The 24,031-nt window shown below is 48.5% G+C and carries 28 protein-coding genes and 1 tRNA gene; 11 read left to right on the forward strand and 18 right to left on the reverse strand.

All coding sequences use genetic code 11. The features are described 5' to 3' along the window. Positions 1-51: 51 nt before the first annotated feature. The 8 genes from OSQ85_RS10315 to rplU all read right to left on the reverse strand — a co-directional run bounded on the left by OSQ85_RS10315 (position 52) and on the right by rplU (position 4,615). Positions 52-231 (reverse strand): hypothetical protein, encoded by a 180-nt coding sequence (locus OSQ85_RS10315; RefSeq protein WP_265822904.1) that lies wholly within the window; start codon positions 229-231, stop codon positions 52-54. A gap of 65 nt (positions 232-296) precedes the next feature. Further along, a complete protein-coding gene (locus tag OSQ85_RS10320) occupies positions 297-434 on the reverse strand; it encodes a CcmD family protein (protein WP_265822905.1) in 138 nt (45 codons plus the stop codon). Positions 435-466: 32 nt separating this feature from the next. Then, positions 467-994 carry a peptide deformylase gene (gene def, locus OSQ85_RS10325; protein WP_265822907.1) on the reverse strand — a complete coding sequence of 176 codons (528 nt, stop codon included), beginning with the start codon at positions 992-994 and terminating at the stop codon, positions 467-469. 49 nt (positions 995-1,043) lie between these two features. Beyond that, entirely contained in the window at positions 1,044-1,484 is a 441-nt protein-coding gene (locus tag OSQ85_RS10330; RefSeq protein WP_265822909.1) for a DUF721 domain-containing protein, read from the reverse strand. After that, entirely contained in the window at positions 1,453-2,487 is a 1,035-nt protein-coding gene (gene obgE, locus OSQ85_RS10335) for a GTPase ObgE (RefSeq protein WP_265822910.1), read from the reverse strand. Before obgE ends, OSQ85_RS10330 begins: the two co-directional genes overlap by 32 nt. Further along, the gene (locus tag OSQ85_RS10340; protein WP_265822911.1) at positions 2,488-3,882 is read right to left on the reverse strand and encodes a DUF4139 domain-containing protein; all 1,395 of its coding nucleotides are present in this window, start codon (positions 3,880-3,882) and stop codon (positions 2,488-2,490) included. It lies immediately after the preceding gene. Between the two features lie 140 nt (positions 3,883-4,022). Then, positions 4,023-4,292: a 50S ribosomal protein L27 gene (gene rpmA, locus OSQ85_RS10345; protein WP_265822912.1), complete on the reverse strand. Its 270-nt coding sequence runs from the start codon at positions 4,290-4,292 to the stop codon at positions 4,023-4,025. Between the two features lie 11 nt (positions 4,293-4,303). Then, a complete protein-coding gene (gene rplU, locus OSQ85_RS10350) occupies positions 4,304-4,615 on the reverse strand; it encodes a 50S ribosomal protein L21 (RefSeq protein WP_265822913.1) in 312 nt (103 codons plus the stop codon). Positions 4,616-4,963: 348 nt separating this feature from the next. Here rplU and rpmH point away from each other — a divergent pair, with 348 nt between their 5' ends. The 8 genes from rpmH to OSQ85_RS10390 all read left to right on the forward strand — a co-directional run bounded on the left by rpmH (position 4,964) and on the right by OSQ85_RS10390 (position 9,179). After that, the gene (gene rpmH / locus OSQ85_RS10355; protein ID WP_407649355.1) at positions 4,964-5,098 is read left to right on the forward strand and encodes a 50S ribosomal protein L34; all 135 of its coding nucleotides are present in this window, start codon (positions 4,964-4,966) and stop codon (positions 5,096-5,098) included. A gap of 18 nt (positions 5,099-5,116) precedes the next feature. Beyond that, complete coding sequence (gene rnpA / locus OSQ85_RS10360; RefSeq protein WP_265822915.1) at positions 5,117-5,482, forward strand: ribonuclease P protein component; 366 nt, start codon at positions 5,117-5,119, stop codon at positions 5,480-5,482. Then, positions 5,421-5,663 (forward strand): membrane protein insertion efficiency factor YidD, encoded by a 243-nt coding sequence (gene yidD, locus OSQ85_RS14075; RefSeq protein ID WP_322874099.1) that lies wholly within the window; start codon positions 5,421-5,423, stop codon positions 5,661-5,663. The genes rnpA and yidD overlap by 62 nt, the downstream gene beginning before the upstream one ends. Positions 5,664-5,688: 25 nt before the next feature. Beyond that, positions 5,689-7,212: a membrane protein insertase YidC gene (yidC, locus tag OSQ85_RS10370; RefSeq protein ID WP_265822916.1), complete on the forward strand. Its 1,524-nt coding sequence runs from the start codon at positions 5,689-5,691 to the stop codon at positions 7,210-7,212. A gap of 7 nt (positions 7,213-7,219) precedes the next feature. Then, positions 7,220-7,882, forward strand: coding sequence for an RNA-binding cell elongation regulator Jag/EloR (gene jag, locus OSQ85_RS10375; RefSeq protein WP_265822917.1), 663 nt, complete (start codon positions 7,220-7,222; stop codon positions 7,880-7,882). Further along, positions 7,872-8,120: a YHS domain-containing protein gene (locus OSQ85_RS10380; RefSeq protein WP_265822919.1), complete on the forward strand. Its 249-nt coding sequence runs from the start codon at positions 7,872-7,874 to the stop codon at positions 8,118-8,120. Before jag ends, OSQ85_RS10380 begins: the two co-directional genes overlap by 11 nt. Further along, positions 8,117-8,764, forward strand: coding sequence for a fructose-6-phosphate aldolase (fsa, locus tag OSQ85_RS10385; protein ID WP_265822921.1), 648 nt, complete (start codon positions 8,117-8,119; stop codon positions 8,762-8,764). The genes OSQ85_RS10380 and fsa overlap by 4 nt, the downstream gene beginning before the upstream one ends. Before the next feature lie 187 nt (positions 8,765-8,951). After that, a complete protein-coding gene (locus tag OSQ85_RS10390; protein ID WP_265822923.1) occupies positions 8,952-9,179 on the forward strand; it encodes a hypothetical protein in 228 nt (75 codons plus the stop codon). A 148-nt stretch (positions 9,180-9,327) separates the two neighbouring features. Here OSQ85_RS10390 and csrA read toward each other — a convergent pair whose 3' ends face one another. The 10 genes from csrA to OSQ85_RS10440 form a co-directional block, all read right to left on the reverse strand. Beyond that, on the reverse strand, positions 9,328-9,558 hold the full coding sequence (csrA, locus tag OSQ85_RS10395; RefSeq protein WP_265822924.1) for a carbon storage regulator CsrA: 231 nt from the start codon (positions 9,556-9,558) through the stop codon (positions 9,328-9,330). Then, entirely contained in the window at positions 9,558-10,001 is a 444-nt protein-coding gene (gene fliW / locus OSQ85_RS10400; protein ID WP_265822925.1) for a flagellar assembly protein FliW, read from the reverse strand. The genes csrA and fliW overlap by 1 nt, the downstream gene beginning before the upstream one ends. Positions 10,002-10,057: 56 nt before the next feature. After that, positions 10,058-14,260 (reverse strand): flagellin, encoded by a 4,203-nt coding sequence (locus tag OSQ85_RS10405; RefSeq protein ID WP_265822927.1) that lies wholly within the window; start codon positions 14,258-14,260, stop codon positions 10,058-10,060. A gap of 15 nt (positions 14,261-14,275) precedes the next feature. Beyond that, positions 14,276-16,033, reverse strand: coding sequence for a flagellar hook-associated protein FlgK (gene flgK, locus OSQ85_RS10410; protein ID WP_265822928.1), 1,758 nt, complete (start codon positions 16,031-16,033; stop codon positions 14,276-14,278). Between the two features lie 9 nt (positions 16,034-16,042). Further along, on the reverse strand, positions 16,043-16,522 hold the full coding sequence (locus OSQ85_RS10415; protein WP_265822929.1) for a flagella synthesis protein FlgN: 480 nt from the start codon (positions 16,520-16,522) through the stop codon (positions 16,043-16,045). 48 nt (positions 16,523-16,570) lie between these two features. Continuing rightward, positions 16,571-16,867: a flagellar biosynthesis anti-sigma factor FlgM gene (gene flgM / locus OSQ85_RS10420; protein ID WP_265822931.1), complete on the reverse strand. Its 297-nt coding sequence runs from the start codon at positions 16,865-16,867 to the stop codon at positions 16,571-16,573. Between the two features lie 111 nt (positions 16,868-16,978). Next, the gene (locus OSQ85_RS10425; protein ID WP_265822932.1) at positions 16,979-17,383 is read right to left on the reverse strand and encodes a rod-binding protein; all 405 of its coding nucleotides are present in this window, start codon (positions 17,381-17,383) and stop codon (positions 16,979-16,981) included. After that, a complete protein-coding gene (locus OSQ85_RS10430) occupies positions 17,383-18,468 on the reverse strand; it encodes a flagellar basal body P-ring protein FlgI (protein ID WP_265822933.1) in 1,086 nt (361 codons plus the stop codon). Before OSQ85_RS10430 ends, OSQ85_RS10425 begins: the two co-directional genes overlap by 1 nt. Before the next feature lie 11 nt (positions 18,469-18,479). Further along, positions 18,480-19,214 (reverse strand): flagellar basal body L-ring protein FlgH, encoded by a 735-nt coding sequence (locus OSQ85_RS10435; RefSeq protein ID WP_265822935.1) that lies wholly within the window; start codon positions 19,212-19,214, stop codon positions 18,480-18,482. Between the two features lie 217 nt (positions 19,215-19,431). Then, positions 19,432-19,505 (reverse strand) — tRNA-Met (locus tag OSQ85_RS10440). Between the two features lie 169 nt (positions 19,506-19,674). Here OSQ85_RS10440 and OSQ85_RS10445 point away from each other — a divergent pair. From OSQ85_RS10445 to OSQ85_RS10455, 3 genes are read left to right on the forward strand one after another with little or no spacing between them, the layout of a single operon-like run. Next, entirely contained in the window at positions 19,675-20,523 is an 849-nt protein-coding gene (locus tag OSQ85_RS10445) for an ATP-binding protein (protein WP_265822936.1), read from the forward strand. Then, positions 20,520-23,360, forward strand: a complete 2,841-nt coding sequence (gene glnE, locus OSQ85_RS10450) for a bifunctional [glutamate--ammonia ligase]-adenylyl-L-tyrosine phosphorylase/[glutamate--ammonia-ligase] adenylyltransferase (RefSeq protein ID WP_265822938.1) — start codon at positions 20,520-20,522, stop codon at positions 23,358-23,360. The genes OSQ85_RS10445 and glnE overlap by 4 nt, the downstream gene beginning before the upstream one ends. A 13-nt stretch (positions 23,361-23,373) precedes the next feature. After that, positions 23,374-23,892, forward strand: a complete 519-nt coding sequence (locus tag OSQ85_RS10455; RefSeq protein ID WP_265822940.1) for a thiamine phosphate synthase — start codon at positions 23,374-23,376, stop codon at positions 23,890-23,892. The last annotated feature ends 139 nt before the right edge of the window (positions 23,893-24,031 follow it).

Here is a 24,031-nt window from a genome sequence, read left to right on the forward strand (position 1 = left end):
CGGGATGAATGCGGCTTCGCTTCGCACGGCGCAGTGTCTTTTCTTAATAATTCAAAATTTACCATCCATGGAAATTTTGAATACACGCTCGCGGCGGGATAAACCCGCCTTCGCTTCGCACGGCGCAGTTCCTTCCATGGAACTGTCTGAGACTGCCGCGTCGCATCCGCTCCTCGCAGTGACGCAGAATGCTGTCATTGCGAACCCTGCAAGGGTGAAGCAATCTCTCATTTAATAACATCAATCCGTACGTCCTGTCGGTTTGATGTACACGTCCGTGCCGCAATGAATGGGGCTTATTTTTCCTTATCTGCCTCAACAGCGTCGATACGTTTGTTAAGGTCGCTTATTTTAGTGCCGAGGCTGAGCATGTAGCCGCCGAGAAGCACCCATATGATAGAATAAGCTCCGACTATATACCAGAAATCCTGCATAGATAACTCCTTTATATCTTTTATATTCTTAATCAGCCTCTTCCTGCGACATAGTCGCCTGTGCTGATGCGTTTGCGTATGCGTTTTTTAACAGTCTCCCTTTTGCTCATGGAAAGCCTGTCTATGAAGAGAACACCGTTGAGGTGGTCTATTTCGTGCTGGAGAGCTCTGGCGAGGAAACCTTCGGCCTCAACCACAGCTTCCGTGCCGTCCTCTTTAATATACCTGACTACGGCTCTGGACGGTCTGGCGACCACTTCATATTCGCCGGGGACGCTGAGGCATCCCTCTTCATTGACATCCGGCTCACCGGAAAGTTCCAGAATCTCAGGGTTGATGATTTTCATAAGCGAGTCAGGGTTCTCACCTGCGCTTATATCAATCACTATCACACGTTTGTTGACACCGACCTGCGGCGCGGCGAGACCTACGCCTTTTGCGCTCCGCATTGTGTCCACCATATCGGAGAGCAGTTTCCTCACCGAATCATCAACGGCAGCCACAGGTTCGTTCTTCTTTCTCAATACTTCATCGGGAAAGGTTTTTATATCAAGAATCACTTCATCAGCTCCTTAGTAACGGATAAAATAATAGATTTACTCCGAATTTTCAACGCCCTATGAAATCATCGTATGAATATTTTCCGAAATAGGCTCTCATGGCCTTTTCAGCGCTTTCACGGAGGCGCTCCTCTTTTATGACGGAGCACATATTCTTTACTGTTCTTTCCTCTTTGTCTGTGAGCATACGGGGCGAAAAAACAGGTTTCTGCTTCCTTTTCGGCGCCTGCCTGAAAACAAAACGGACATCATCTACATTCAGACCCTTCTCCGCGAGGTTTTCCAGTATATCATCCTTCATGTGCGAAAGCTCACTGAGCCACATATTGTCGCTCACTCCCACAATGAGGCATGCACCGTCAATCTTCACGGGCATAGCGATAGCCGCCACCGTGTCACCCACGGCGTGATGCCATGTTTTCGCAAGGGAGGAATGTTCCCTCGCCTCGCCGGCAAGTTTACTCTCCAGCAGCTCCGAGATCTTCTTCATTCTGTTTTTCCGTTTCGGCGAGAATTTTTTCCGCCGCGTCCAGAAGCTCCTTCACGCCTTCTTTGGTCAGTGAGCATATTTTGAAAAGGGTTTTGCCCTCTTGTTTTATAAATTCCTCAAACTCAGCGAGGTTCTCCGGCATGGCGGCATCGGTTTTTGTGGCCGCCACAAGCTCTGATTTATCGGAAACGCTTAATCCGTATTTATCAAGCTCGTTTCTTATCATTTTGTAGCGCTCCACCATGCCTGAGTCGTAATCGGAGGAGTCAACAAAATGAACCAGAACCCTTGTGCGCTCAATATGGCGCAGGAATCTCATTCCCAGCCCGGTTCCCTCGTGTGCTCCTTCCACAAGCCCCGGCATATCTGCCAGAACAAAAGGCTCGCCCAGTGCGCCTCTTACCACACCGAGGTGAGGCACAAGAGTGGTGAATGGGTAGTCCGCCACTTTGGGCTTTGCTGCGGAAACTGCTGATATAAAGGTTGATTTGCCCGCATTAGGCATACCGATTATACCCACATCAGCTATCAGCTTAAGCTCCAGACGGAGACGTTTCTTCTCGCCGGGCACGCCGTTGGTAAACTCTCTCGGAGCGCGGTGAGTGGAGGAAACAAATGATGCGTTCCCTCTGCCCCCTCTGCCTCCGGCGGCTACCACAACCTGTTCGCCCTTTTTTGTTATATCAGCTATGAGCTCTTCGGTCTCTGTGTCATAAATCATTGTACCGACGGGTACTTTAAGGAGTATATCCTCGCCGCGCCTTCCGTGGAGGTCGCTCCCCTTGCCGTGTACGCCTCTTTTCGCCTTGTAGATCGCATTGTAAGTCAGGTCAAGGAGGGTCGTCTTGGAGTCGTCCCCTTCGAGGATAACATTACCGCCGTTGCCGCCGTTGCCGCCGTTTGGGCCGCCTCTGGGCACATAAGCTTCCCTGCGGAAACTGCAGCAGCCGTTGCCGCCCAAACCGCCTTCAACGTCTATAATCAGTGAATCGATGAATTTCATTTAAAATACCACTTCCATGTCTTTATCAGTGACCAGTTCAAAGGTCACAGTATAAACGGTCGATGCGCCGGGGCTGAGTTCGGTTATTATCTCAAGCCTGCCGTCCTTTGCGGCCGTAATTTTCTTGCCGTTCAGCATTATGTTTTCTATGCTGATTCTGTCGTCCGCCGCCACAGGTACGCGATCAATAATATTGAGCTTTTTCGCTTCACCCGCAAGGTTTGCCGCCTCAATGGTGAATCCTCGTTTCATCCTTTTGCGGGTGCCGAAAAAACCGTCTGACTCTCTGGTGAGCGGGAGGTTTTTCCTTTTTACGGATATATCCTTATCTGTTCCGGCAGCCAGACGTATTCTGGCATCCTCTACGAAGGCGTAAACATTTTCGAATATCTCCTTATCCTTGACTACGCGCCATTTGCTGCCGTAAATCTCGGACTTGGGCGTAAACACGGTTTCTCTGTAGACAACCGGGCTTGCGAAGGGGTAGACCGCCAGTCTGCTTTCAGCTTCAACTCCGGCTTTATCCAGAACGGTTCTGGACTCCCTTCCGTCTGAAAGAAGTGTAAAGTCCTTCACCCTGAACTGGGAAGGGGCTTCCCTTGTGACTTCCGGCGCGGGTGCTGCGGCAAAGTCAGCAGCAGCCTCCATCATCAATGGTGCGGCTGTTGCTCTGGCGCTTTTTGTCAGCGGCATAAGCTCCAGAGGGCGCACATACCAAGGGTTAAACTGCGGAACAACGATCGCCTCATTCATATAAGAGGGGAGAAGATAGGCATTCTGAGCCTTGATGTCCACGCCGCTTCTGTTCACCGCTTTGAGTATGAGTTCCGTTCTTGCTCCTTTGCCGTCTATGTAGAGAACATTCTCATAGTCAGTGCTTATTTTATCAAGCACCAGCCTCATATCCGGGCAGGTGTGCGCCGAATGCACGGCTGCTGCTCCGTCTGCTCCCCTTGAGATAAGGGATTTCAGAGCGGATATTTCTGTTTGCGCCTTTTTCATGTCGGCTTCGGCTTTTGATATTTCATCAAAGCGCGCTGCGGCATACGCCTGAAGCTTGCCGTCGGCGAGTTTGTCAACTGACGGAACTTCACCCAGTGAATTAAGCATGAATTCCGCAGTCTTTTTTCTGTTGTCAGCTTTTATATAATCGTTTTCATTATTTTTAACGCCCTGCGCCAGTGTGCCCAGCCATGTCCCGCCGGCATCCGCCGCAGAGGGGAGAAGCATCATCTCGGATGCGCCGCAGTATGCCTTAAAGGCGCTTCCGTAGCCTATTACGCCGCTCTTATATTCCCCTGCGCGGTATTCCGCCCTGTCTCTGTAGAGATAAAAATCGGAAGCAAAAGCATCTGCGCATATCAAAAGGGCAATAGCCGCAATTACAGGTTTCATATCAGCCGTCTCCTTAAACCGTTTTATACAATCTTAATATTGCTGACAGAGTTTCTCAAGGAAAGTGCAAAACAAAAAAGCCCGCAGCGCATGATGTGCGGCGGGCTCTTGCTTACTTTTAAGCCTGATTTGCGGAAGTATTAAGCGGAAGCTTCAGCGGCGGCCACTACGGACACGTGTTTGCCCATGCTGCCTCTGTCTTTGAACTCAACATAACCGTCAACAAGGGCGAAAAGAGTGTGGTCTTTTCCCATGCCCATGTTTGTGCCGGGTTTGAACTGAGTGCCTCTCTGGCGGATTATTATGCTTCCTGCTGTCACGAACTGACCAGCATATCTTTTAACACCGAGACGCTTACTGTTACTGTCTCTGCCGTTACGGGTAGAACCGCCTGCCTTCTTATGAGCCATTATGCGCCTCCTTAACCGACTTTGATGTCGTTAATTTTAAGAGTAGTGTACTGAGAACGGTGACCGATGCGTTTTTTGTAGTCTTTTCTGCGTTTACGTTTGAAAACGAGTATTTTGTCGCCTTTCTCATGTCTTACAACAGTAGCCTGAACTTTTGCGCCGTCAACAACGGGCGCGCCCACAAGGAGCTTATCGCCGGAAACGACGAGAACGTCAGTAAGCTCTACTGCGCTGTTGACTTCGGCTTCGAACCTGTCAACCTTAATAACATCACCGGGCTTAACAGTGTACTGTCTCCCGCCCTGCTTGATTACCGCGAACATATCTATACCTCACGAAATTATAATTATAAACTGATCCAAAAGGAACGAAATCATATACGCAATATAATGAGCAGTCAACAGGAAAATGAAGAAAATAAAATTAAAGATCAACACAGTGCGGAGCAGGACTGAGCCCTTTTTATATAAGGAGTTCTTTTTCCTTGACTTAGAAAGGATAATAAAATACCTCTTAACCTGCAAGATGAACTTTCGATCATCTGCTCCGTTCATATAATGGTGCAGTGAGTGAAAATATGCCCGCAGAATAGTGGTTGACAAAGGCTCTGTACATCTCTATAATTTCGGGCTCTACAGATATAAACAGTTGGAGGAACAGGCATGGCACAGATGCTGACAATGAAAAAGCCCAGCAATCTGAAAAGAAAGCGCAAGCACGGCTTCAGGGCTCGTATGAAAACAAAAGGCGGACGTCTCGTTATTAACAGAAGACGCTCAAAAGGACGTAAACGTCTGGCAGTTTAATCTTCGGCCACAGGGTCTATGAACCAGCGGCTGAAAACTTCCGAACGGCTAAAGAAAAAGTCTGACTACCTTAAAGTTCTCAGAGGGAAAAAATGCGCCGGAAGGCTTATTACGGTCTACTGGAACGCATGTGATTGTGAACAAAGCAGATTCGGCTTTATTACGGGAAAGAAGGTCAGCAAAAAAGCGGTTGACCGGAACAGGCTCAGGCGGTACTTCAAGGAGTTCTGCCGCAAAAACAAAGGCCTTTTTCCCGCAAAGAAAGATTTCGTTTTCAGAGCGCTTCCCGGAGCGGGTAAAGCCTCACATGATGAGATAGATAATGAAGCACACAGGCTTATGGCAAAAATTGCATCCGAAATATCTGCTGATAGGACCGATTAGGTTTTATCAGCTGTTTATTTCCCCTATGCTGGGGCCCAGATGCAGGTTTTATCCTTCCTGCTCCGAATACGCAATCGAAGCAATTCAGAAGAAAGGTATTTTCAAAGGCTTTTTTCTTGCCGTCTGGAGAATTCTCAGATGCAACCCCCTATCGGCCGGAGGTTACGATCCTGTAAAATAGGACACACTCGGAGGACATTTCCACAATGGACAAGAAAACCCTGCTTGCAGTTGCGCTCAGCGCACTTGTACTCATAAGCTTTCAGGCATATTTCGCCCCGAAGGCCCCCGTGGCTGACAACGCCACAACAGCAGCAGCGACTGACAACGTCAATGCCGCAGAAACCGCAGCGCAAACATCCGCTGACACTATCGTTTTCGGAGAAACCGCACCGGTTTCACCCGATAAGTTCACCACCATTTCCACAGCGGATCTCACACTCACCTTCAATGAAATCAGCGGGAACATCCTGAAAGCAGACATTCAGCAGTACAACGGAAAAGAGATGCACATCTCTTTCGGCAACGGCAGGCAGGACTACATGATAGCCGGAACCGGAACTTCGGCGGCTTTCTCGTCTCAGGAAATAAAAAACGGCGATACAACAACCCTCGTTTTCACCTCCACACAGAATGAACTCGTAGTAACCAAGAAATACCGCATCAAAGAAGGCTCATACCTTATTGATGCCGCTATCGAAGTTACAAACACCGGCAACAGGTCGGTGGAGCTTCCCCTCTCTGTCCAGATAGGACCCGGCCTCGGCAGCGGTGTGGCGGACAGCAAGCTTGTCTTCCAGGGCCCGATCATGTTTGACGGCAAAAAGATAAGAAGAGAGAAAGAAGACAAAATCAAAGCACCCGAAGTGTACCAGACCCCTGAATGGCTGGGTTACACCTCTACTTACTTCCTTTTCGCTGCGGCTGGCGGCGAATTTGCGGAGGGAATCATCCAGAAATCAGGTGATTCAGCAGTTATAAAAGGAACAGACAAAGCGGTAATCAACCCGGCTTCCAAATACACCAAGGAATTTAAGCTTTATGTCGGCCCCAAGAAGTATACCCTTCTTAAAGAGACCGGCTACAGCCTTACAAAAAGCATAGACTTCGGCTACTTCTCGTTTCTGGCTATCCCCCTTCTCAACCTTATGAACTTCTTTTTCAGCTATGTTCATAACTATGGTCTGGCGATCATTCTTCTTACTGTCGTGGTGAAGCTTGTAACCTTCCCCCTTACGCAGAAAAGTATGGTTTCCATGAAAAGGATGCAGCTTCTTCAGCCTAAAATGAACGAGCTCAGGGAAAAATACGCCAAGGATAAGCAGAAGCTTAATCAGGCTGTTATGGAGCTTTACAAGAAAGAGGGCGTAAACCCCTTCGGCGGCTGTCTGCCTATTGTAATACAGATTCCCGTGTTCTTTGCTCTGTACAAGGCACTGCTTGTGTCCATTGAGCTTAAGGGCTCACCCTTTATACTGCATATCGCGGATCTTTCCCTGAAAGACCCCTACTACATAACCCCCGTGCTGATGGGCGTGACAATGTTCGTTCAGCAGAGGCTCAGCCCCCAGGCGGGCGACCCTATCCAGCAGAAAGTTTTCATGTTCATGCCTATCATTTTCACGTTCCTGTTCCTGAACTTTTCATCGGGTCTGGTTCTGTACTGGCTTACGAACAACCTACTTTCAATTGCGCAGCAGTACTTTATAAACAAAAAAACAACAGCCTGAGGTAAAAATGAGATATTTTGAAATAGAAGGAAGAACAGCGGATGAGGCCTTAAACAAGTTTCTCGCTGAAAGAAGAATCTCGAAGGATTTCGTTGAGTACGAAGTCATTGAGCAGGGTTCAAAAGGCTTTCTCGGCATAGGCAGCAAGCCCGCTCTTATAAAAGTAAAATTTGATGACGGAGAGTTCCTGAAAAGGAGATCAAAGCTTCTTCTCTCGGAACTGCTTGAGAAAGCAGGGTTCAGTGATTTCAGCATAGAAGTCAAGGAACAGGGCAGCGACATTATCCTCAACATCAAGTCTGAGGATTCAAGCCTTCTCATAGGGAAAACAGCACAGACTCTTGACTCTTTCCAGTATATACTGGATAAAATGCTTAAAACCGAAGACAGAACCGAAACCGGAGTTGTCATCGATGTGGAAGATTACCGCCTGAGAACCGTTAAGCAGTTTAAGGAAAAAGCGGTAAGGCTCGCCAAAAATGCTGTGAAGACAGGTAAAACTGTAAAGCTTCCGCCTATGGTGACCATGATAAGAAAAGAGATTCATCTGAGCCTTAAGGAAGTTGCAGGAATTACCACCAAGAGCAAGGGCGAGGGTAACGTAAAAGAAATTCTCATAATTCCTGAGAACAGGGTACGCAGGAGACCCCCCAGACAAAATGATAATTAAATTTTTGGTCTTAGGACTCATTTTATTCGTAACTTACAAGCTCTTCGCAGGAAGGGCGAAAAAGGAAGTAAAGGGCAAAACCGAGGAACAGGCAGTTGAACTTGTTCAGGACCCGGTAAGCGGGCTCTACATAGACAAGGACACGCAGTTCAAGGTCAAATACTACGATAAGATGTACTACTTCGCCACAAAGGCGAATATGGACAAATTCATCGCTGACAAAAAAGGTGAACAATGAAAATTTTCCTTGATACGGCAAATATAAAAGAGATTAAAGACGCTGTGGACATCGGCATTATAGACGGTGTTACCACAAACCCTTCCCTCATTGCAAAAGAACAGGGCTGCGATTTTAAAGAAGTGATAAAAGACATATGCGGAATAGTGAACGGCCCCGTCAGTGCGGAAGTCATTGCCCTTGACTGGGAAAACATGGTTAAGGAAGGCAGGGAACTTGCCGGGATAAGCGACCATGTTGTGGTTAAAATCCCCTTCACAAGGGACGGAGTAAAAGCCACCAGCATACTCGCCGCTGATGACATAGACGTTAATGTGACCCTTGTCTTCTCCCCCAATCAGGCGCTTCTCGCTGCCAAAGCAGGCGCGGCCTACATAAGCCCCTTCGCGGGAAGGCTTGACGACATAGGGCACGACGGGCTTGAGATTGTTCAGCAGTGTCAGGATATAGTTTCATCTTATGACTACGAAGCGGAGATCATTGCCGCCAGCATCAGAACGACTACCCACGTGCTTGACTGTGCGCTTATGGGAATTGATATAGCCACCATCCCCTACGGTATTCTCATGCAGATGTTTAAGCATCCGCTGACTGACATCGGCATAGAAAAATTTCTTGCCGACTGGAAGAAAACCCAGGGATAACAGATGATACAAGCCGCCTCGCAAGGGCGGCTTTTTTTATAGGTATTTTCAGGACTTATTTACCCCTTAACTGACAACTTCCGTTTCTGCTGAGAGCCCGCATACGGTAAGATAAACATTGCCTTTTTCATAATTTTCCTAAAGTCCGCTGAAACCGGACGATTAGTACAGCACAAGGATGTGCTTTATGAAAGTTAATGGAACGGGCTTTGAGTTTTATCTCACGGAAGCCCTTAAAATGACTGCCAAAACGGATTTTGGCTCATTCGGCGAGTACATAGCGGAACGAAACAGAATGTCCGATGAACTCGCGGAAGAGATTGATAAAAATGAGCCAGTGCTGCCTGTAAGGAGCGATATGATCCTCTCGGCAGGTGATTTTCTGGAAATGTCAGTAAGCATGAGGAAAAGCTGAAAGGCAGAGTTTTTTAAACAGATGAAGCATGCAGTCACTGCATGTTTCGGGTGAATGAGTGCGCGGCAATGCATTGCAAGGTATTGCCGCGCGCCTGCATCAGAAATTCATATAAATGCAGGATCTCTGATTACAAGCCGGGACAGGCTCATGTGTTCTGATTTTTGAAGAAGTCCACAAGGGATACAAGGTTTTCCTTAGTGGCGGCCTGAATATTCTCTTCCCTTATAGCCTCAAAGATCTCTTTGCGGTGCACGCTGACATCCCTGGGAGCATCAATTCCGAGCTTAACACTTTTGCCCGCCACTTCCACTATGCGGATCTCTATGTTTTCGCCTATTATTATACTTTCATTTGTTTTCCTGGATAGTACAAGCATCACTTATCCTTGGCGGCAAAAAGCGGAGCTTTTATCATCCACCTGTCATCTTCGAGTATAACCTGTTTTGCCAGTTTTTTCCCGGTATTTAAGAGAATGGGCGCGCGCAGGTTTACTGTGGCATTTTTGGGGTCCTCCGGCACAACAACAATGGCAGCAATTTTAAGCTGGTCATCACTGTCTATACCGAGTATTTTAAGCTCACGCTTATTGATTTTCGGGTCATAGTTCGGGTGAAATATCTTCGGCTCTATGAGTATGAAGCATACATCCGGGTCCTGCGTTGCCTGAAACCAAAGGAAGGGGAACGATTTATCGCTTGAAATCAGCAGGAAATCGCTGAGATCGGGAAACCCCAGAAGCGGAGAGGAGAGCGTGATTATATCGCTCTCTGAATATTCGATCTGACCCAGTTTGGTTGAGGACATTTTTATTTTTTCCATTGAAACCTCTGTGTTTTCTGCAAGGTTGGATTTCATCTTCGTTTACCTCTTACCCGTTAAAGGAAATTAAGAAGCGAGATATTCATCATCTTCGCTGTTGCCTGCAACGCAGCCTGATAGGCCTGCAGTGCAAGCTGGTATGAAGTGATGGCCGCGCTCTGATCCGTTGTTGTGGCTCCCAGATAACCGGCTTTTATCTCTTCATTTTTTGTACTCATAACAGTGTAATAGTTGATGGATGTTTCCACCCTTTTCTGCCGTGTGCCCACAGATGTGAGAGAGTTTACTATCTGCGTTTCAGCCTGATCAAGCACGGGCAGTTCGTATTCTATACCGGAGCCGACAGCGGTTGTGAATGAGTCAGTGGCGTACAGGTAACCGTTGTCAAAGCCGCCGTAGACACCATCTGCCACGTGGTAGGTCTCGTTCGCAGTGTTTATGGTGTACATGGCGATCAGTTCCCCTTCGCTTCCTGTGACCTTAATCTGTGCCTCTGTTCCGGCTTTTGCAAAGCCGAGAGTGCTTTCATAGTCACCGGAAACGTGGAAACTGCTCATAACCGCATCATCGTAAACGAAGGAAAGCTTGCCGCCGTCCACAATTTCTGCACTGATCATTCCGCTGAGCCCTGCTTTGGTCAGCTTGCTGTTTATCTCAGCTAATAATTCGTCCATAGACTCATAATCTTTAGCATCAAGTGTTATGCTGGCTGTTTTGCTGGTTCCGTCGTTATATGTGAAGCTGATTGTCCTCTCTCCGGTTGAGGCATCCTTAAGGAAAAGCTTAGGGGTTCCGGCAGCGGTTATGCTGTCCGCGGCTGCGGTTTTGTAAAATCCAAGCACTGACGATGCCTCTCCGCTGAGAGCCGTATTGGCCGAAACCGAGAGGTTGGTTATTGTTCCGGATGAACTGAAACTCAGGTTGCCGTTGTTATCCGCAGTGATAGTTACTCCGGCGGGAAGGCCGACCGCGGCGGCGGCGAGGGCAGCAGCATCTGCATACTCCCCTGAAACGTCAGGCGGGAAAGTTACCTGAGTTGTCGTCCATGTATCGGTTGCTGTATCGTAATAGGTGAGATCAAGCACTTTATTTGTGGTGAAGGCCAAAGGAGCGGCATTCTGCGCCTTTGTGGGGTCGTATGTCTGGAGGAAGGTCATCCTTGTGCCTTCATTATTGGCGTTCATGGAAATTTCATGTGTGCCGGAGCCGGAGAAAATTTCCAGCTTGCCGCCGTTATTGTATGCGCGCACACCGAGACTTGCCAGATCTGTATCAGTGGAGATCATGTTGTTTATAGTGTCCATGATGAGGCTTTCCGGATCGAATGAATCAAACCCCAGCGGGCTGTCATTTCTGCCTGCCACATACAGGTTCGTCACTGTGCCGCCCGCTGCGAAGCTGATTGTTCCGTCAGCGTTGGCACTTGCCGTTATACCTGCGGGGAGAGAGGGGTCAGAGTTGATGGCAGTTATAATATCATTAACACTGGCATAATTTCCCGCAGGAACATTTATCGAAGCTTCCGTCCATACTCCTCCGTCCTGATAGTAGAAGGTGAGCCCTGCGCCCTCTGTGAAGCTGAGGCGCGCCTTTTCCGTGCCAGTGGTCGGGCTTTGTACGGATGAGAATATACTGTCACGGTCTATAAAAATGTTTTTGGTGTATACATTGTTTCCGTTTTTTACAACCAGATCAAAGTCTATGTCACTGTTAGCAACATAACGCACTTCTGATGAAACATTTTTCAGCTCCGACTGGATGTACATTTCAGTCAGGTTGTTTGTGGTGAGTATCTGAAAGTTAAAGAGGTCATTGTAGTTCCCTCTGAAAGTTCCGTCAAAATAGGGTGTAGCGGTGGAGTTGAGAGTGGTGTCTCTCCATGCGCTTGGGGCTCCTATCCCCTGTTCGGGAATATTAAGGTTAAGTGCGTTGTAAAGATTCGTGAGCGAGCGGAAGGTGTCCACATTTTTGCCTTCCTCAATTACGTTTATATCACCGAAGCTTACATTTGCATTTGCTTTGAGGTCAAGGGTGAAGCTTGTTGAGTTAGTGACCTGACCGAGGGAAATTTTTACCCCTTTGGTTATCTCAATCTCCTGCCCGTAGTATGTATCCTGCCTGAGTGTCTGTGTGGAAACTTTATTCCCTGCAGAATCCGTCACGCTGACAACAATTTTGTCGTAGTCAGTGGGATCAAGCGGGTTAGCTGCCTGCATTACCACATTGAATGACCATTTGTCATCCTTTGTGCCTGTGTACTTGCCGCTGACCTTTACGGACTGCTCAAGCATGGCGTAGCCGATCCCGGTGTTCTCTTCATTGATATTAAAAGTAAGCCTGCTGTTTCCGCTTCTTATGTCCTGAATAACGAGCTTGCCGTCAACAAGGGAAGCATCAACCGCGTTGTCGTAAAGATTTTCCACAAATGTGAGGAAATCACCGAGTCTGTTTTCTGTGGTTGAAGGATAATCCGAATTACGGGGATTTGCGCTTTTATAATCATTTACTCCGTCAGCGGTGGTAACTTTTGAGGAAAGGAAGGTATCGTCCCCGTAGTTGACGTTGTGCAGCTTAAGCGTAAGATTGTACATATCCGCTGTGGGTGTGGATTCCACCTGCGCAGTGACCGTAAACGCGAAGCCGTTGTCCTTAAGAGTCTGGTTGATGGTGTTCTGTATGTCTTCCGCTGTGTCGCCCGCATTTACCGTGAAACTCATGGCGACCCCGTTAACGAAAATCTGGTTTGTTCCCACGGGGAAGTTGGCTCTGTTGTCGCTGCCGCCCGTGAGTGATTCGTTTTTGTATTCGATGAGAACAGGATTGTCAAAGCTGCTGTAGCCGATCTCAAACACAGTGTCCTTGCCCGTTGCGGAATAAGTGAAATCAGTTGTTGACGAGGGTGTAGTGTCAGGGAAACCGAGCTTGTTATTTACTGTTCCTTTGAGATCAAGCTGAACATGGTCGCCGCTTCTTGTGGTGATAAACATTACTCTGTCGCCGTCATTCACTGCCTGAATCTCATCAGCAAGACCTGAGTTCTCAAGTTTTCTGTTCAGTTCAAACACAACCTCATCTATGCTGCTGTAACCTTTCTGGTCAAGGGTAATGGGAAATTCCTCGTCAGCGTATTTGAGCGTGACGGTTCTTTCCGCAGCAGTTGCAGTGGTCATATCGAGCTTGACTGCTGAGGGGGCAGTGAGCTTTGCTATACCTATTTTATAACCGTTATGGTCTGTTCCGTTTATCTTAATGGAATCCGCAAGTGTGGCGTTAGCGCCGTCCAGACTGGAGAAGTAGGTCGTGGAGGTGGCGTAAAGTCCGTTTGTTTTGTTGGTTACAGTGCCTCTCAGGGTCTTGTACGTCTCCATGAAGATTTCCTGCCCTGTGGTGTTTATGCCCACTTCCTGACTGTAACCGATTTTAGTGGTGACTATGCCGTCGTCTCCGTAATAACTGACATTGTCTCCGGGTTTGTAATAGAAGCTGGTTGTGAGGGTGCGCCCTTCCATATCCGTATCGGGAAGTTTTATCCCTGCTCCCGTGCCTGTATTTATAACCATGCCTTTGCTGTAAGCGGCTGTGAGGGTATATGATGTATTGTTGCCTTTTCCGGCGGTTTCGTCAGTTCCGTTTGTATCGATTAGCACCTTATTGCCGTTTTTATCAAAAAGCTGAACAGTGGCTATGCCGTTTGTCACTGTCACCTTCGCTGTGTATGTCCCTTCCTTAAGCTCAGGCATGTCGTTATACTGTTTCTGCACCATGGCATCAGCGCCGTTTATGTTTGACACCACGGAGCTGACCTGCCTTTCCTGAGTCTGAAAAGGCTGCGTCTGGGTGGCGTAGCCTGAGAAGAGGTAGCGTCCGTTGTAATAGGCGTTCCCGACAGCGAGAAGCCCTTCAATAACTCCTTTGACATCCCCGGCGAGAGCCTTGCGGCTTTCTGCGCTCTGGCTGTCATTCATGCCGTATATGGCGTATTCGTTCAGCGCCTTGCTTATGAGATCCGATGCTGACTGAAGCTCACTGTCGCTGTTGCTGAGCCATGTGAGAGCGTTTTCCGCATTGCGCTTAAACTGGGCGGACTCATCGAGCATGGTCTGTATGGTGAGAGCGGAGATGTAGTTAACCGGATCCTGCTCAGGGGTGAGCAGATTACGCCCTTTTGTGACCGCATCCAGAGTGTTGGAAACGGAATTAAGGTTGTTCTGGATTCCTGTAAGGTATCTCATTGTCATGTAGTTATATGTGACTCTCATAGCTGCACCTTTAAATTATCTGCCCACAAGTCCTGTTCCGTTGATCAGCTTATCGATCATACTGTCCACAGTGGTTATGAATCTCGCGCTTGCCTCGTATGAACGCTGAAATCTCATCAGGTTGGTGAGTTCCTCGTCCATGGAAACGCCCTGTATCTCCTCAAGTTTAAGCTGTAGCTCGCTTAAGGAGTATGTAACCGTAGACACGAAAGTGTCTACCTGAGCCTTTTCGCTGGCAAGGGTTGCCACGAAATAGCTGTAAAAGCCGTCTATGGTTACGCCCTGATCCTTGAAAACCTTTGTATATTTCAGGTTTGCAAGGGCTTCTGCCGCCTTGTTGTCCCCTTCCGCGCCGCTGTAGCCGGCGGCTATGTAAAGGTTATTGTCCTTTATCAGGCTGGAAAGCTGAATGTCGCTCGCTCCGGTTCCGGAGAAGTAGGAGTTAAGCCCCGCAGCCACAAGGAGGTTGGATGTATCCTCAGTAAATGCGAAGGTATAACCGGCTTCGGTGGAGATTTTTATTGAGTTGTCCATCGCTATGGAAGCCTGAAGCTTACCGCCTGTCATATCTCCGTCTGCTGCGGATATTTTCTGTATCACACTGTTAAGGTTGTCTTTGTCAGGGTCAATGTCTATATCGTATGTGCCTGCCACGTCTCCTGCGGAGTCGTAAACTGTTATCCTGACAGTGCCTTTTGTAACCTGAGCAGTGGGGAACGAACCCGCCTCCTGAGAAAAAACAAAGGAAGGGTTAGGAACTCCGTTGGTGGATGTTATCTGTGTGAACCTGTTAACCCCCTGACCCAGAGAGTGTATTCTGTTGGTTTCGTTTATGAGGGTTACGGCCAGTTCATCAATCTGCTTCATATAGCCTGGTATTATTTCGTCTCTGGCTTTCAGTTCAGCACCCATCGCACCGCCAGTTATGAAGGAAGTGAGGTCAGTCTGCCCTTTGGTGTCCACAGATGTTCCCCAGGTTATTTTGTAATGTCCGTCGTTGCTTTCATCGCTTTCTGCAAAGAGCTTGTAGCTTACCTTATCATCCACAAGTGCGCTTCCGCCGAGATACACAGTGACCTGACCGTTGTTTTTCTCGTGTACGCTTACGTTTGCCAGTTCGGAAAGTCTGGACAATATCTGGTCTCTCTGGTCGCGGTAATCATTTGCCGTGTTGCCGAGAGACTCTATCTTGGCTATTTCGCCGTTAATTTTTGCCAGAGCTTCTGAAAGCTGGTTTATCTCATTTACATAGGCGGAGATATTGTAGTCGGACTCTTTTCTGAAACTTTCAAGCTGGTTGTAGCTGCTCTGGATTTTCTGTGTGAGCGTGTTGGTTGTTTCAACGAGGTTGACCCTCTTGACCATGGCTTCTGTCGACTGATCCGTCGGGTTATTGGCAAAGTCGCTCCATGCATTAAAGTAGTCTTTCAGGGCCTCACCCAGTCCGGAACCGTCCTCAAGCTCATTGAAATACACAGTAACCTTGGAGAGCGTGGTCTGCACCGATGTGTAGAAGCTGAGCTGCGACTGCCCGTTGCGTATGCTTTCGGCAAGGATTTCGTCATATACCCTTGTTATGGACGTAATCTGAACGCCGCGTCCGTAAACATTGGAACCGCTTATATTCGGTGTCTGGGTGGTGAGGCTCACAGTCTGCCTTGAGTAACCGGCAGTGTTGATGTTGGCTATGTTGTGGCCTGTTACGTCTATACCGGCCTGAGATGCCATAAGACCTGAGATGCCGCTGTTGAATATGCCGAAAATGTTGGACATGGCGTTCTCCTATCCTCTTCTGTCAACCAGGGAGTTGATGCCTCTGGGCTTTCCGTGGGTGCTGTAGGTGCTGCCTGCGGTGATGCCCAGCTTGTCGAAAAAGTCGTTAACAAGGCTTATGTTTGTTCTGTAGAGGATTTTGAGAGCGAGGTTTTCGTCATTAAGCCTGTGCATTACGTTTTTCAGATTATTGCGTACCTGGCTGAATTCCTGTCTGAGTTCCGCCTCGTTCGTGAGGTCTATAATTTCTGACAGGGATATTTCATCCCTGCCTTCATCCATGCTGATTTTTTTGATTATAGTGCGTCTGGCTTCTTCAAGGAGCTTTTCCTTGTATACAAGGGTATCCTTACGCTTGGTGAGCTCCAGCGTATCGTCAACATTCCATCTGGATACAGCTTCTTTCTCAAGAGCCATAACAGACGCAAGCTCAGAATAAAGCTCGCACTGCGATTTCAGTATATCAAGAAGGTTTCTGAATTTGTCCATCCCTTGCCTCCATATGCGGGGGTTTGAGATGTGCGGGAAAGGGCTGTTTTAGAAAATATCGTCTATGGCCGCATTGACGACTTTTTCCGCAACCTGCTTACCGGAAACCTCATAGGTTCCGTTTTCGATTTTGCCGCGGATTTCGTTCACAAGGTCAATGCGTATGTCGGAAGCCGCTTTAAGCTTCTTGGAAACGGCAACTGCTTCTTTTGCACCGGAGGACAAGGATACACTGTCAGTTTCGGCAGATTTTTTAGCAGCGGAAGATTCGCTCTTCTTTGCTTTTGCCTGTTCAGACTGTTCAGTTTTTTTCAGCGAGAGGCTGATTTTATCTTCGATCCTCATTTTAATGCTCCTCCGATGTCTTATATATCGGCAGATTACATCCCGACTTTAGCAGTATTTGCCTTTTGTTTCCAGTGAAACTTGCCTTTCACGCAATCTCGTTCTTAGTTACTAAATAGCAACGTTTATGCCAGTGTCTTTTCTGTTGCCGATCAGCGATTTTCCGCTGTTGTAGGGGTTTTTGAGATCAGTTTTCTTTTCCCCGTGGTAATTGTTTCCCTGATCCGATCCGGGAAGATATTTCTGCATCTGCTCAAAAAGCATGTCGCCTATGCCCCCTTTGGACTCGGCGGCTGCCTTCTTTGACATTTCAGTATCAAGCATTTCGGTGAAGTATTTTTCCCCGGCGCTTTTCTTAACCAGATCTGATTCCATAGTGGCTTTACGCATGGTTTTGTAGATCATGTCGTAAAACATTGCCTCGAAGTCCTGGCAGACCTCTTTCAGCCTTTTTTCCTGATCAATAGTGGTGTAGCCGTCAAAGCTTTTGGCTTCCCTTACCGTTTCGGCGAACATTACATCACCTCCAGCTCACCGTGCAGAGCACCGGCTGAGTTGATGGCCTGAAGAACCGAAATGAGGTCTCTGGGGGTTACGCCTATGGAGTTCAGCGCCTTCACAAGGTCGCTTATGCTTATGCCTTCGGGAACAACCATCAGCTTATTAGGCTCTTCCTGAACCTGAATATTGGTTGTTTCCGTTCTTGTTTCCTCAAAAGGGTTGAAAAGGTTGCGCTCTGTATCAACCGTGCTGCTTATAGTTATAGTGAGATTTCCGTGTGAGACCGCCACAGTGCTTATCCGCACGTCCGCGCCCATCACTATTGTTCCCGTGCGCTCATCAACAACTACCTTGGCCTTGCCCGCGGGTTCGACCGGTACGCTGAGAACCGAGTCCATGAAGTCGTAAAAATTGGTGCGGAAAACATCAGGTATGTCCACCTTGATGCTGGTGGGGGAGGTTATTACCGCCACATCAGAGCCGATGTATGCGTTGATGGCATCCTTTGCCCTTACCACGTTTGTCATGTTGTATGTATTGAAGGCTATTTCAAAGAAGTTGGTGTTCATCTGGAAGTCTATCTCGCGTTCGACCAGTGCGCCGTTGGGTATCATACCCACTGTCGGGTGGTTTTTTACGGCTCCTGCACCGCCGGAGGAAACATTCATCCCTCCCACGGAGATGGGTCCCTGAGCCACGGCGTATGTCTGTCCGTTTGCGGCGGAAAGGGGTGTCATAAGCAGTGTTCCCCCCTCAAGGCTTTTTGCATCGCCTATGGAGGAGACCACAACATCTGTCTTGCTGCCGTTTTTGGCGAAGGCAGAGAGCTTTGCCGTAACCATAACCGCGGCGACGTTTTTCACCTTAACGTCATCCTTGTTTACCGTAATGCCCATTCTCTCCAGCATGTTCACGAGTGACTGGATGGTGAACTCGGTTCCGGTTTTGTCTCCCGTACCGTTAAGGCCGACCACAAGGCCGTAGCCTATGAGCTGGTTGTCCCTGATCCCTTTTACGTTCACAAGGTCACGTATCTTAACATTTGCGGAAGCCTGGAGGCTTATGAAGAAAACAAGGAGTATTACGGCAATTTTTTTCATTTCATCAGCTCCTAGAACGGCCATACCCAGCCGAGAACCGTTCCCAGCCAGCCTTTTTTATTCGAATCGGAGATTATGCCTTTGCCGCTGTAGGATATGCGGGCATCGGCTATGGCTGTGGAAGGTACTGTGTTTTCAGCGCTTATATCCTTCTGCCTGATTACTCCGGTGAGTTTTATTATCTGTTTTTCCTGATCAACCACTATTTCACGGTTGCCTTCAATCACAAGGTTGCCGCTGGGGAGAATCTCAATAACCCTTGCGGCTATTGTTGCACTCACGCGGTCAGACTTGCTCTTGCTGCCGTTCCCCGCGAAGGATTCCGAAGTGTTTGTGCCTATGGTGGGGCTGAACTCGTTTCCGGTTCCGAGAAAGTTGCTCATGCCGAGGTTAAGGGGAAGTCCGAGAGCCGCTGTGACAGAGGAGTTGTTGCTGCCTGATTTACTGGTCTGGGTTGAGTTGGAGTTGCTTGCGGAGGATGACTCCACAATGTTGACCACAATGAGGTCGCCAACCTGACGTGCCTTGTAGTCAAGGAACAGGGTTCCCCTCACGCCTGAATCCGCCCAGAGGGAGGCGGTGGGAACTTTTTCCCTCTGCTGCATGCCGTAGCGCTCAATGTCTTCCTTGTAGCTTGGCTTGTATGCTTCGGGCTCAAAGTCGTACTGCTTGGCGCAGCCTGAGAATATGAAAAGGGCAGTAAGAACCATGCCTGCCGTGAAAAATTTTCTTGTTCCTGTGCTCATTGTACACCTCTGTTAAGGGATTCTGAGATGTATTAGAAAGAATCGTGCCAAAGATGGTAAATTGCAGAGTATCAGGTATTTAGGATATTCGCGGGTTGGGAGGGGGAATATATTTCCCTGTTTAAGCATCTGCTGAGGCAGCAGTTCCATGGATGGAATGCTATATAAAGAAAAAAGGCTTGCTCTTTGCGGGAGCAAGCCTTTAAACTTATCGAAATAGCGGGAGCCGGATTTGAACCGACGACCTTCGGGTTATGAGCCCGACGAGCTACCAAGCTGCTCTATCCCGCGCCAAGGATTGCTAACATACACGCCTGCTTTTATGTTGTCAAGAATAAATATGAAATTTTTTTTAAGTCGGCGGGTATTGAAAAATAACAAAGACTATCATAGGATTAATTATAAGCTGAGAGTGCCGGATTACCCGGTTTTGCTGAATGAATTTCGAGGAGTGAGCTTCATGAATATTGTTTATATATCCGCTGTTCTTTTTGTATCAACAGCCGCTGCCGCCTATATTTTCCCTCAGATGCCGGGGGCTGATGCCGGCTTTATTCTCACTCTCCTCGTGTGCGCCACTGCCTGCGTCACAGGAGCAGCATACTGGAGAGGGAAAAAGAACCGCGAAAGAGAGGAGGAGCTCAGCGGAATGATCCTCAGGGAGGAGAAACGGACAGTGGGCAGGTTTCTCATACATGAATGGCGCGGGCTCATCCAGAACATAGGGATACAGGCGGAGATGATGGAGCGTGCGGACAATATAGAAGGGGTGCGCATAAACTGCGGAGTGATCCGCAAGATTCTCCGTGACGAGGCAGAGAAAACCGACAAGGCTGAATTTTACTTCCGCAAGGACGGCCAGAATATGAAAAAATCCTCAAAGGCTGTGCAGAAAGCTGTTTCTGATGCTGAGATTTTTCATGGCAGAAAAAGAGTAAAAGTTGTGTACAATACAAATAAAAAAGATCTCAAGTCAGACTTTGACAAGCTTCACCCTTGCGTATTCTTCGCACTGATGAACGCTTTTTCCGCCATTAAGGACAAAAATGTTTCTGTGATGCTCAGTGTGGCTGAAAGGGTTCTGGGGTTCACTGAGTTCCTTGAAATATCCGTAGAGGGGGGCGAAATGCTTTTTGACAAGGAGACGGAAGAGCTTTTTCATCCGTTCAATGTGTCCCCTGATAAGTTCAGGGGGTATTTCGGGCTCGCTTCCGTGAGGAGGCTTGCTTCCGATATGGGCGGCTTTGCCGAGGTTGAAAGAGGCATAGACAAAACCAGCATATATATTGTTATTCCGGTGGCTAAATGACGGAAAAATTTGAGAAAGCGGTTCAGGTATTCAACCATCCGGACAGGGATGATCTGGAGAAGGTGTACAGGCATTCGGTATTCATAGCCGACTGGCTGGGCAAAAACCCGGAATATGCGGCCAGGGCTCTTGATTTGGCAAAAACAGAGCGGGATGTGGATTCGATCCTTAATGATATTCTCACACAGGATTTTCATGAACTGGATGAGGAAGCCCTGCTCAGGCATCTGCGCATTATCAAAATGACGGAATACACCGCCATAGCCCTGAAAGACCTTGTTTACGGGGCTGATGTTAGGGACATAACGGCGCATATATCCGCATTTGCATCCGCGTCCCTTGAGGCGGCATATAAGTACGCCTATTTCAGGATAAGCCGCGAACTGGGCAGGCCGCAGGACTCGGAAGGCTCAAGGATCGGCATGACGGTGATCGGTCTGGGCAAGCTGGGCGGCTGGGAGCTGAACTTCAGCTCTGACATAGACATAATGTATGTTTACGGAACAGAGGTAGGCAGAACAGACGACAGCGGCGATAAGCCCTCTGTGGAAAACCATGTTTTTTTCAGCCGCGTTGCCGAAAAGATCACCCATTACATAGGCGCACGGACAGCGGACGGAATAGTGTTCCGTGTGGATCTCCGCCTCCGTCCTGACGGGGACAGGGGGGCAATAGCTCTGCCTGTGAGAAGCTGCGAGATATATTACGAATCCTACGGTCAGGGGTGGGAGAGGATGATGCTTCTCAAGGCCAGACCCGTTGCAGGGGATAAGCGAACCGGAGCGGAGTTTCTCCGCGCGGTGAGGCCGTTTGTTTTCAGGCGCAGCCTCGATTACAAGCTGCTGGATGAGCTTAAAAATATAAAGCAGAAGATAGACCGCCGCGAGGAGATAAGGGGTAACAGAAACGTAAAGCTGGGTTACGGGGGCATAAGGGAGATCGAGTTTGTTGTTCAGGCGTTTCAGATTCTTTACTATCCCAAATATCCGGAGATCTACCACCCCTCCACTCTGGAAGGGATAGATCTGCTTGTCAAATTCGGGCAGCTTGAAGCAGAAACCGCGGAGAGGCTCAAAGACGAATACCGTTTCCTGCGGAAGCTTGAGCATATGGCACAGATAGAGAACGAAAAGCAGACCCATGTCATACCGGAGGACAGTGCGGCATTTCCCCTCTACCTCGAACGCTGCGGGTTTGATGATGTTGATAAGTTCAATGAAAAATTTGCCGAAACCACAAGGTTCGTCCACAGCGTGTTCTCCGGTATTTTCAGGGATCACGAAGGGGCGGACGCATCTTCCCTTATATTCGACAAGGAGCTTGATCAGGAAGAGGTGGCAAGGATAATACAGGATAAAGGGATAAGGGATGCCGTAAGGTGTGCCTCCATCATAAAAGAGATACTCCACGGGCGCAGGAACACTATACGCACACCGGAGGAGATCCGCATTATAGAGATGGTGCTTACCCGTGTGCTTGAGCACCTGCCGGAGAGAACAGACCCGGCAGGAACCCTGCTGAACTTCGAGAAACTTCTCTCACACCCTACCACAGTGTACCTTTTGCAGGATATTATAACGGGCGCACCCGCCATTCTGGACAAGCTGGAGAACCTCTTTTCGTTCAGCCGCTATATGTCCGACCAGATAATAAGCGACCGCACCCTGCTGGACTACATATACGACCCCAAAGACCCGGACTTCAAGAGCAGCTTTATCCGCCTTGACTACCATGAGCGCACGAAGAAATATACCGGAGACACGGAATATATAATGGAGATAGTCCGCCAGCGGCACAAGGCGTATATCTTCAATGCCGGCTATGCATTCCTGAACGGAACCCTGAACGTTATTCACACCATGAAGGCGCTTACGGAGCTGGCTAAGGGAACCATTCAGTTCGCTGTGGATGCCGTGTATGATCAGGTTACGGCCAGATACGGCAGACCTGTGACCGCTGACGGCAGAATCTGCGATTTCCTCGTTGTGGGGATGGGCAAGCTGGGAAGCTATGAAATGAGTTTCGGCTCTGATCTGGATATAATATTTCTCTATGAGGAAAACGGCAGGACAGACGGCAAGAACTCCATAACCAACATGGAGTTCTTTACTAAGATTCTCCAGAGGACTATCTCCTTCCTCAGCTCATACACCACAAACGGCATACTTTATAAAATAGATACCAGACTCCGCCCCAGCGGGTCCAGCGGAACTCTGGTGACTGCTCTGCCCGCCTTCCGCGAATACCAGCTTAAGGATGCCATGACGTGGGAAAAGCAGGCTCTGGCACGTTCCAGCGCGGTCAATACGGACTCATCCCTTAATGACTGGTTTAACGAAATTAAGACCGAATGCCTTTTCAGTTCACCTTTGGGGAAAGAAGGGATAAAAGAGATAAAGGAGATGCGCGCTAGGATCGAAACGGAAAAAGGCTCGCCTCCTGAGAAGAACGACATAAAAGCCGGTTACGGCGGGATGCTGGATATTGAGTTTACCGTGCAGATGTTACAGCTTCTGACCGGGCATGAGGATCAGAGTGTCCGCAACCCCAATACGCATGATGTTATGGTTCACCTGAAAAATCAGGGCTTTATAAAAGAGCGGGACTACTACGCCCTGCATGACAGCTACCACTTTTACAGAACACTGGAAAATGTTCTGAGAATTTATGAGAATACATCAACCTCAAGGCTTCCTGCCAATGAGGAGATTCTGGCGAAGGCGGGCATGTTTTTCTGTTTTGAGAAAAACCCCGCAGAATGCTTAAGCGAGAAATACGCATGGGTGCGCAAAAGTGTGCGCGCGGCGTACAACAGAGTTTTTGAGAGGTATATGTAAAGTGCTTAGGTTTTTGGCAGTTATAGACTACGAAACCTTTGGGGATGACTACCTGAAGGTCGCGGAACGGGTCGCGGACAGATCGGAGATGATCTGGTTCCGCGCGAAGAACCTTGATGCGGCGGATATTTACCGTAAGGCGGAAAAAATGCGTGCACTGCTTCCGGATGCGTTTCTGATTCTGTCAGAAAGGCCTGACATAGCAGTTGCTGCCGGGTTTGACGGTGTTCAGCTTAATGAGCGCACCCTTTCGCCGGAAACGGTGGAGGAGATTTTCCCCGAACTGGTCACAGGATATTCCGCCCACTCTCTGGAGGAGATAGAGAGAACTCAGGCGGATTTTTTTACGCTCAGCCCTATTTTCATGACCGACAAACCTTATGAGGTTAAGCCTCTCGGCCCGGTGGACGTTACGGATACGGAGAAAAAGGTCTATGCTCTGGGCGGCGTTACCGTGAGCTCACTCCCCATGCTGAACGACATGGGGTACTACGGTTATGCCGGAATAGGGATTATCAAGGGTATGATATGATTTTTTATTCATGCCCGCGGTTTGCAGAGCAAATCCAGACTGATGACAAACATATTAACTGACTTGTTCATATCTGTAAAAATCCCCCTCAGTCCCCCTTTGCAAAGGGGGAAGTTGTTGTGTGCAAAAAGCAAGAACT

This window comes from Geovibrio ferrireducens, from assembly GCF_026226615.1.
Lineage (GTDB): Bacteria > Chrysiogenota > Deferribacteres > Deferribacterales > Geovibrionaceae > Geovibrio > Geovibrio ferrireducens.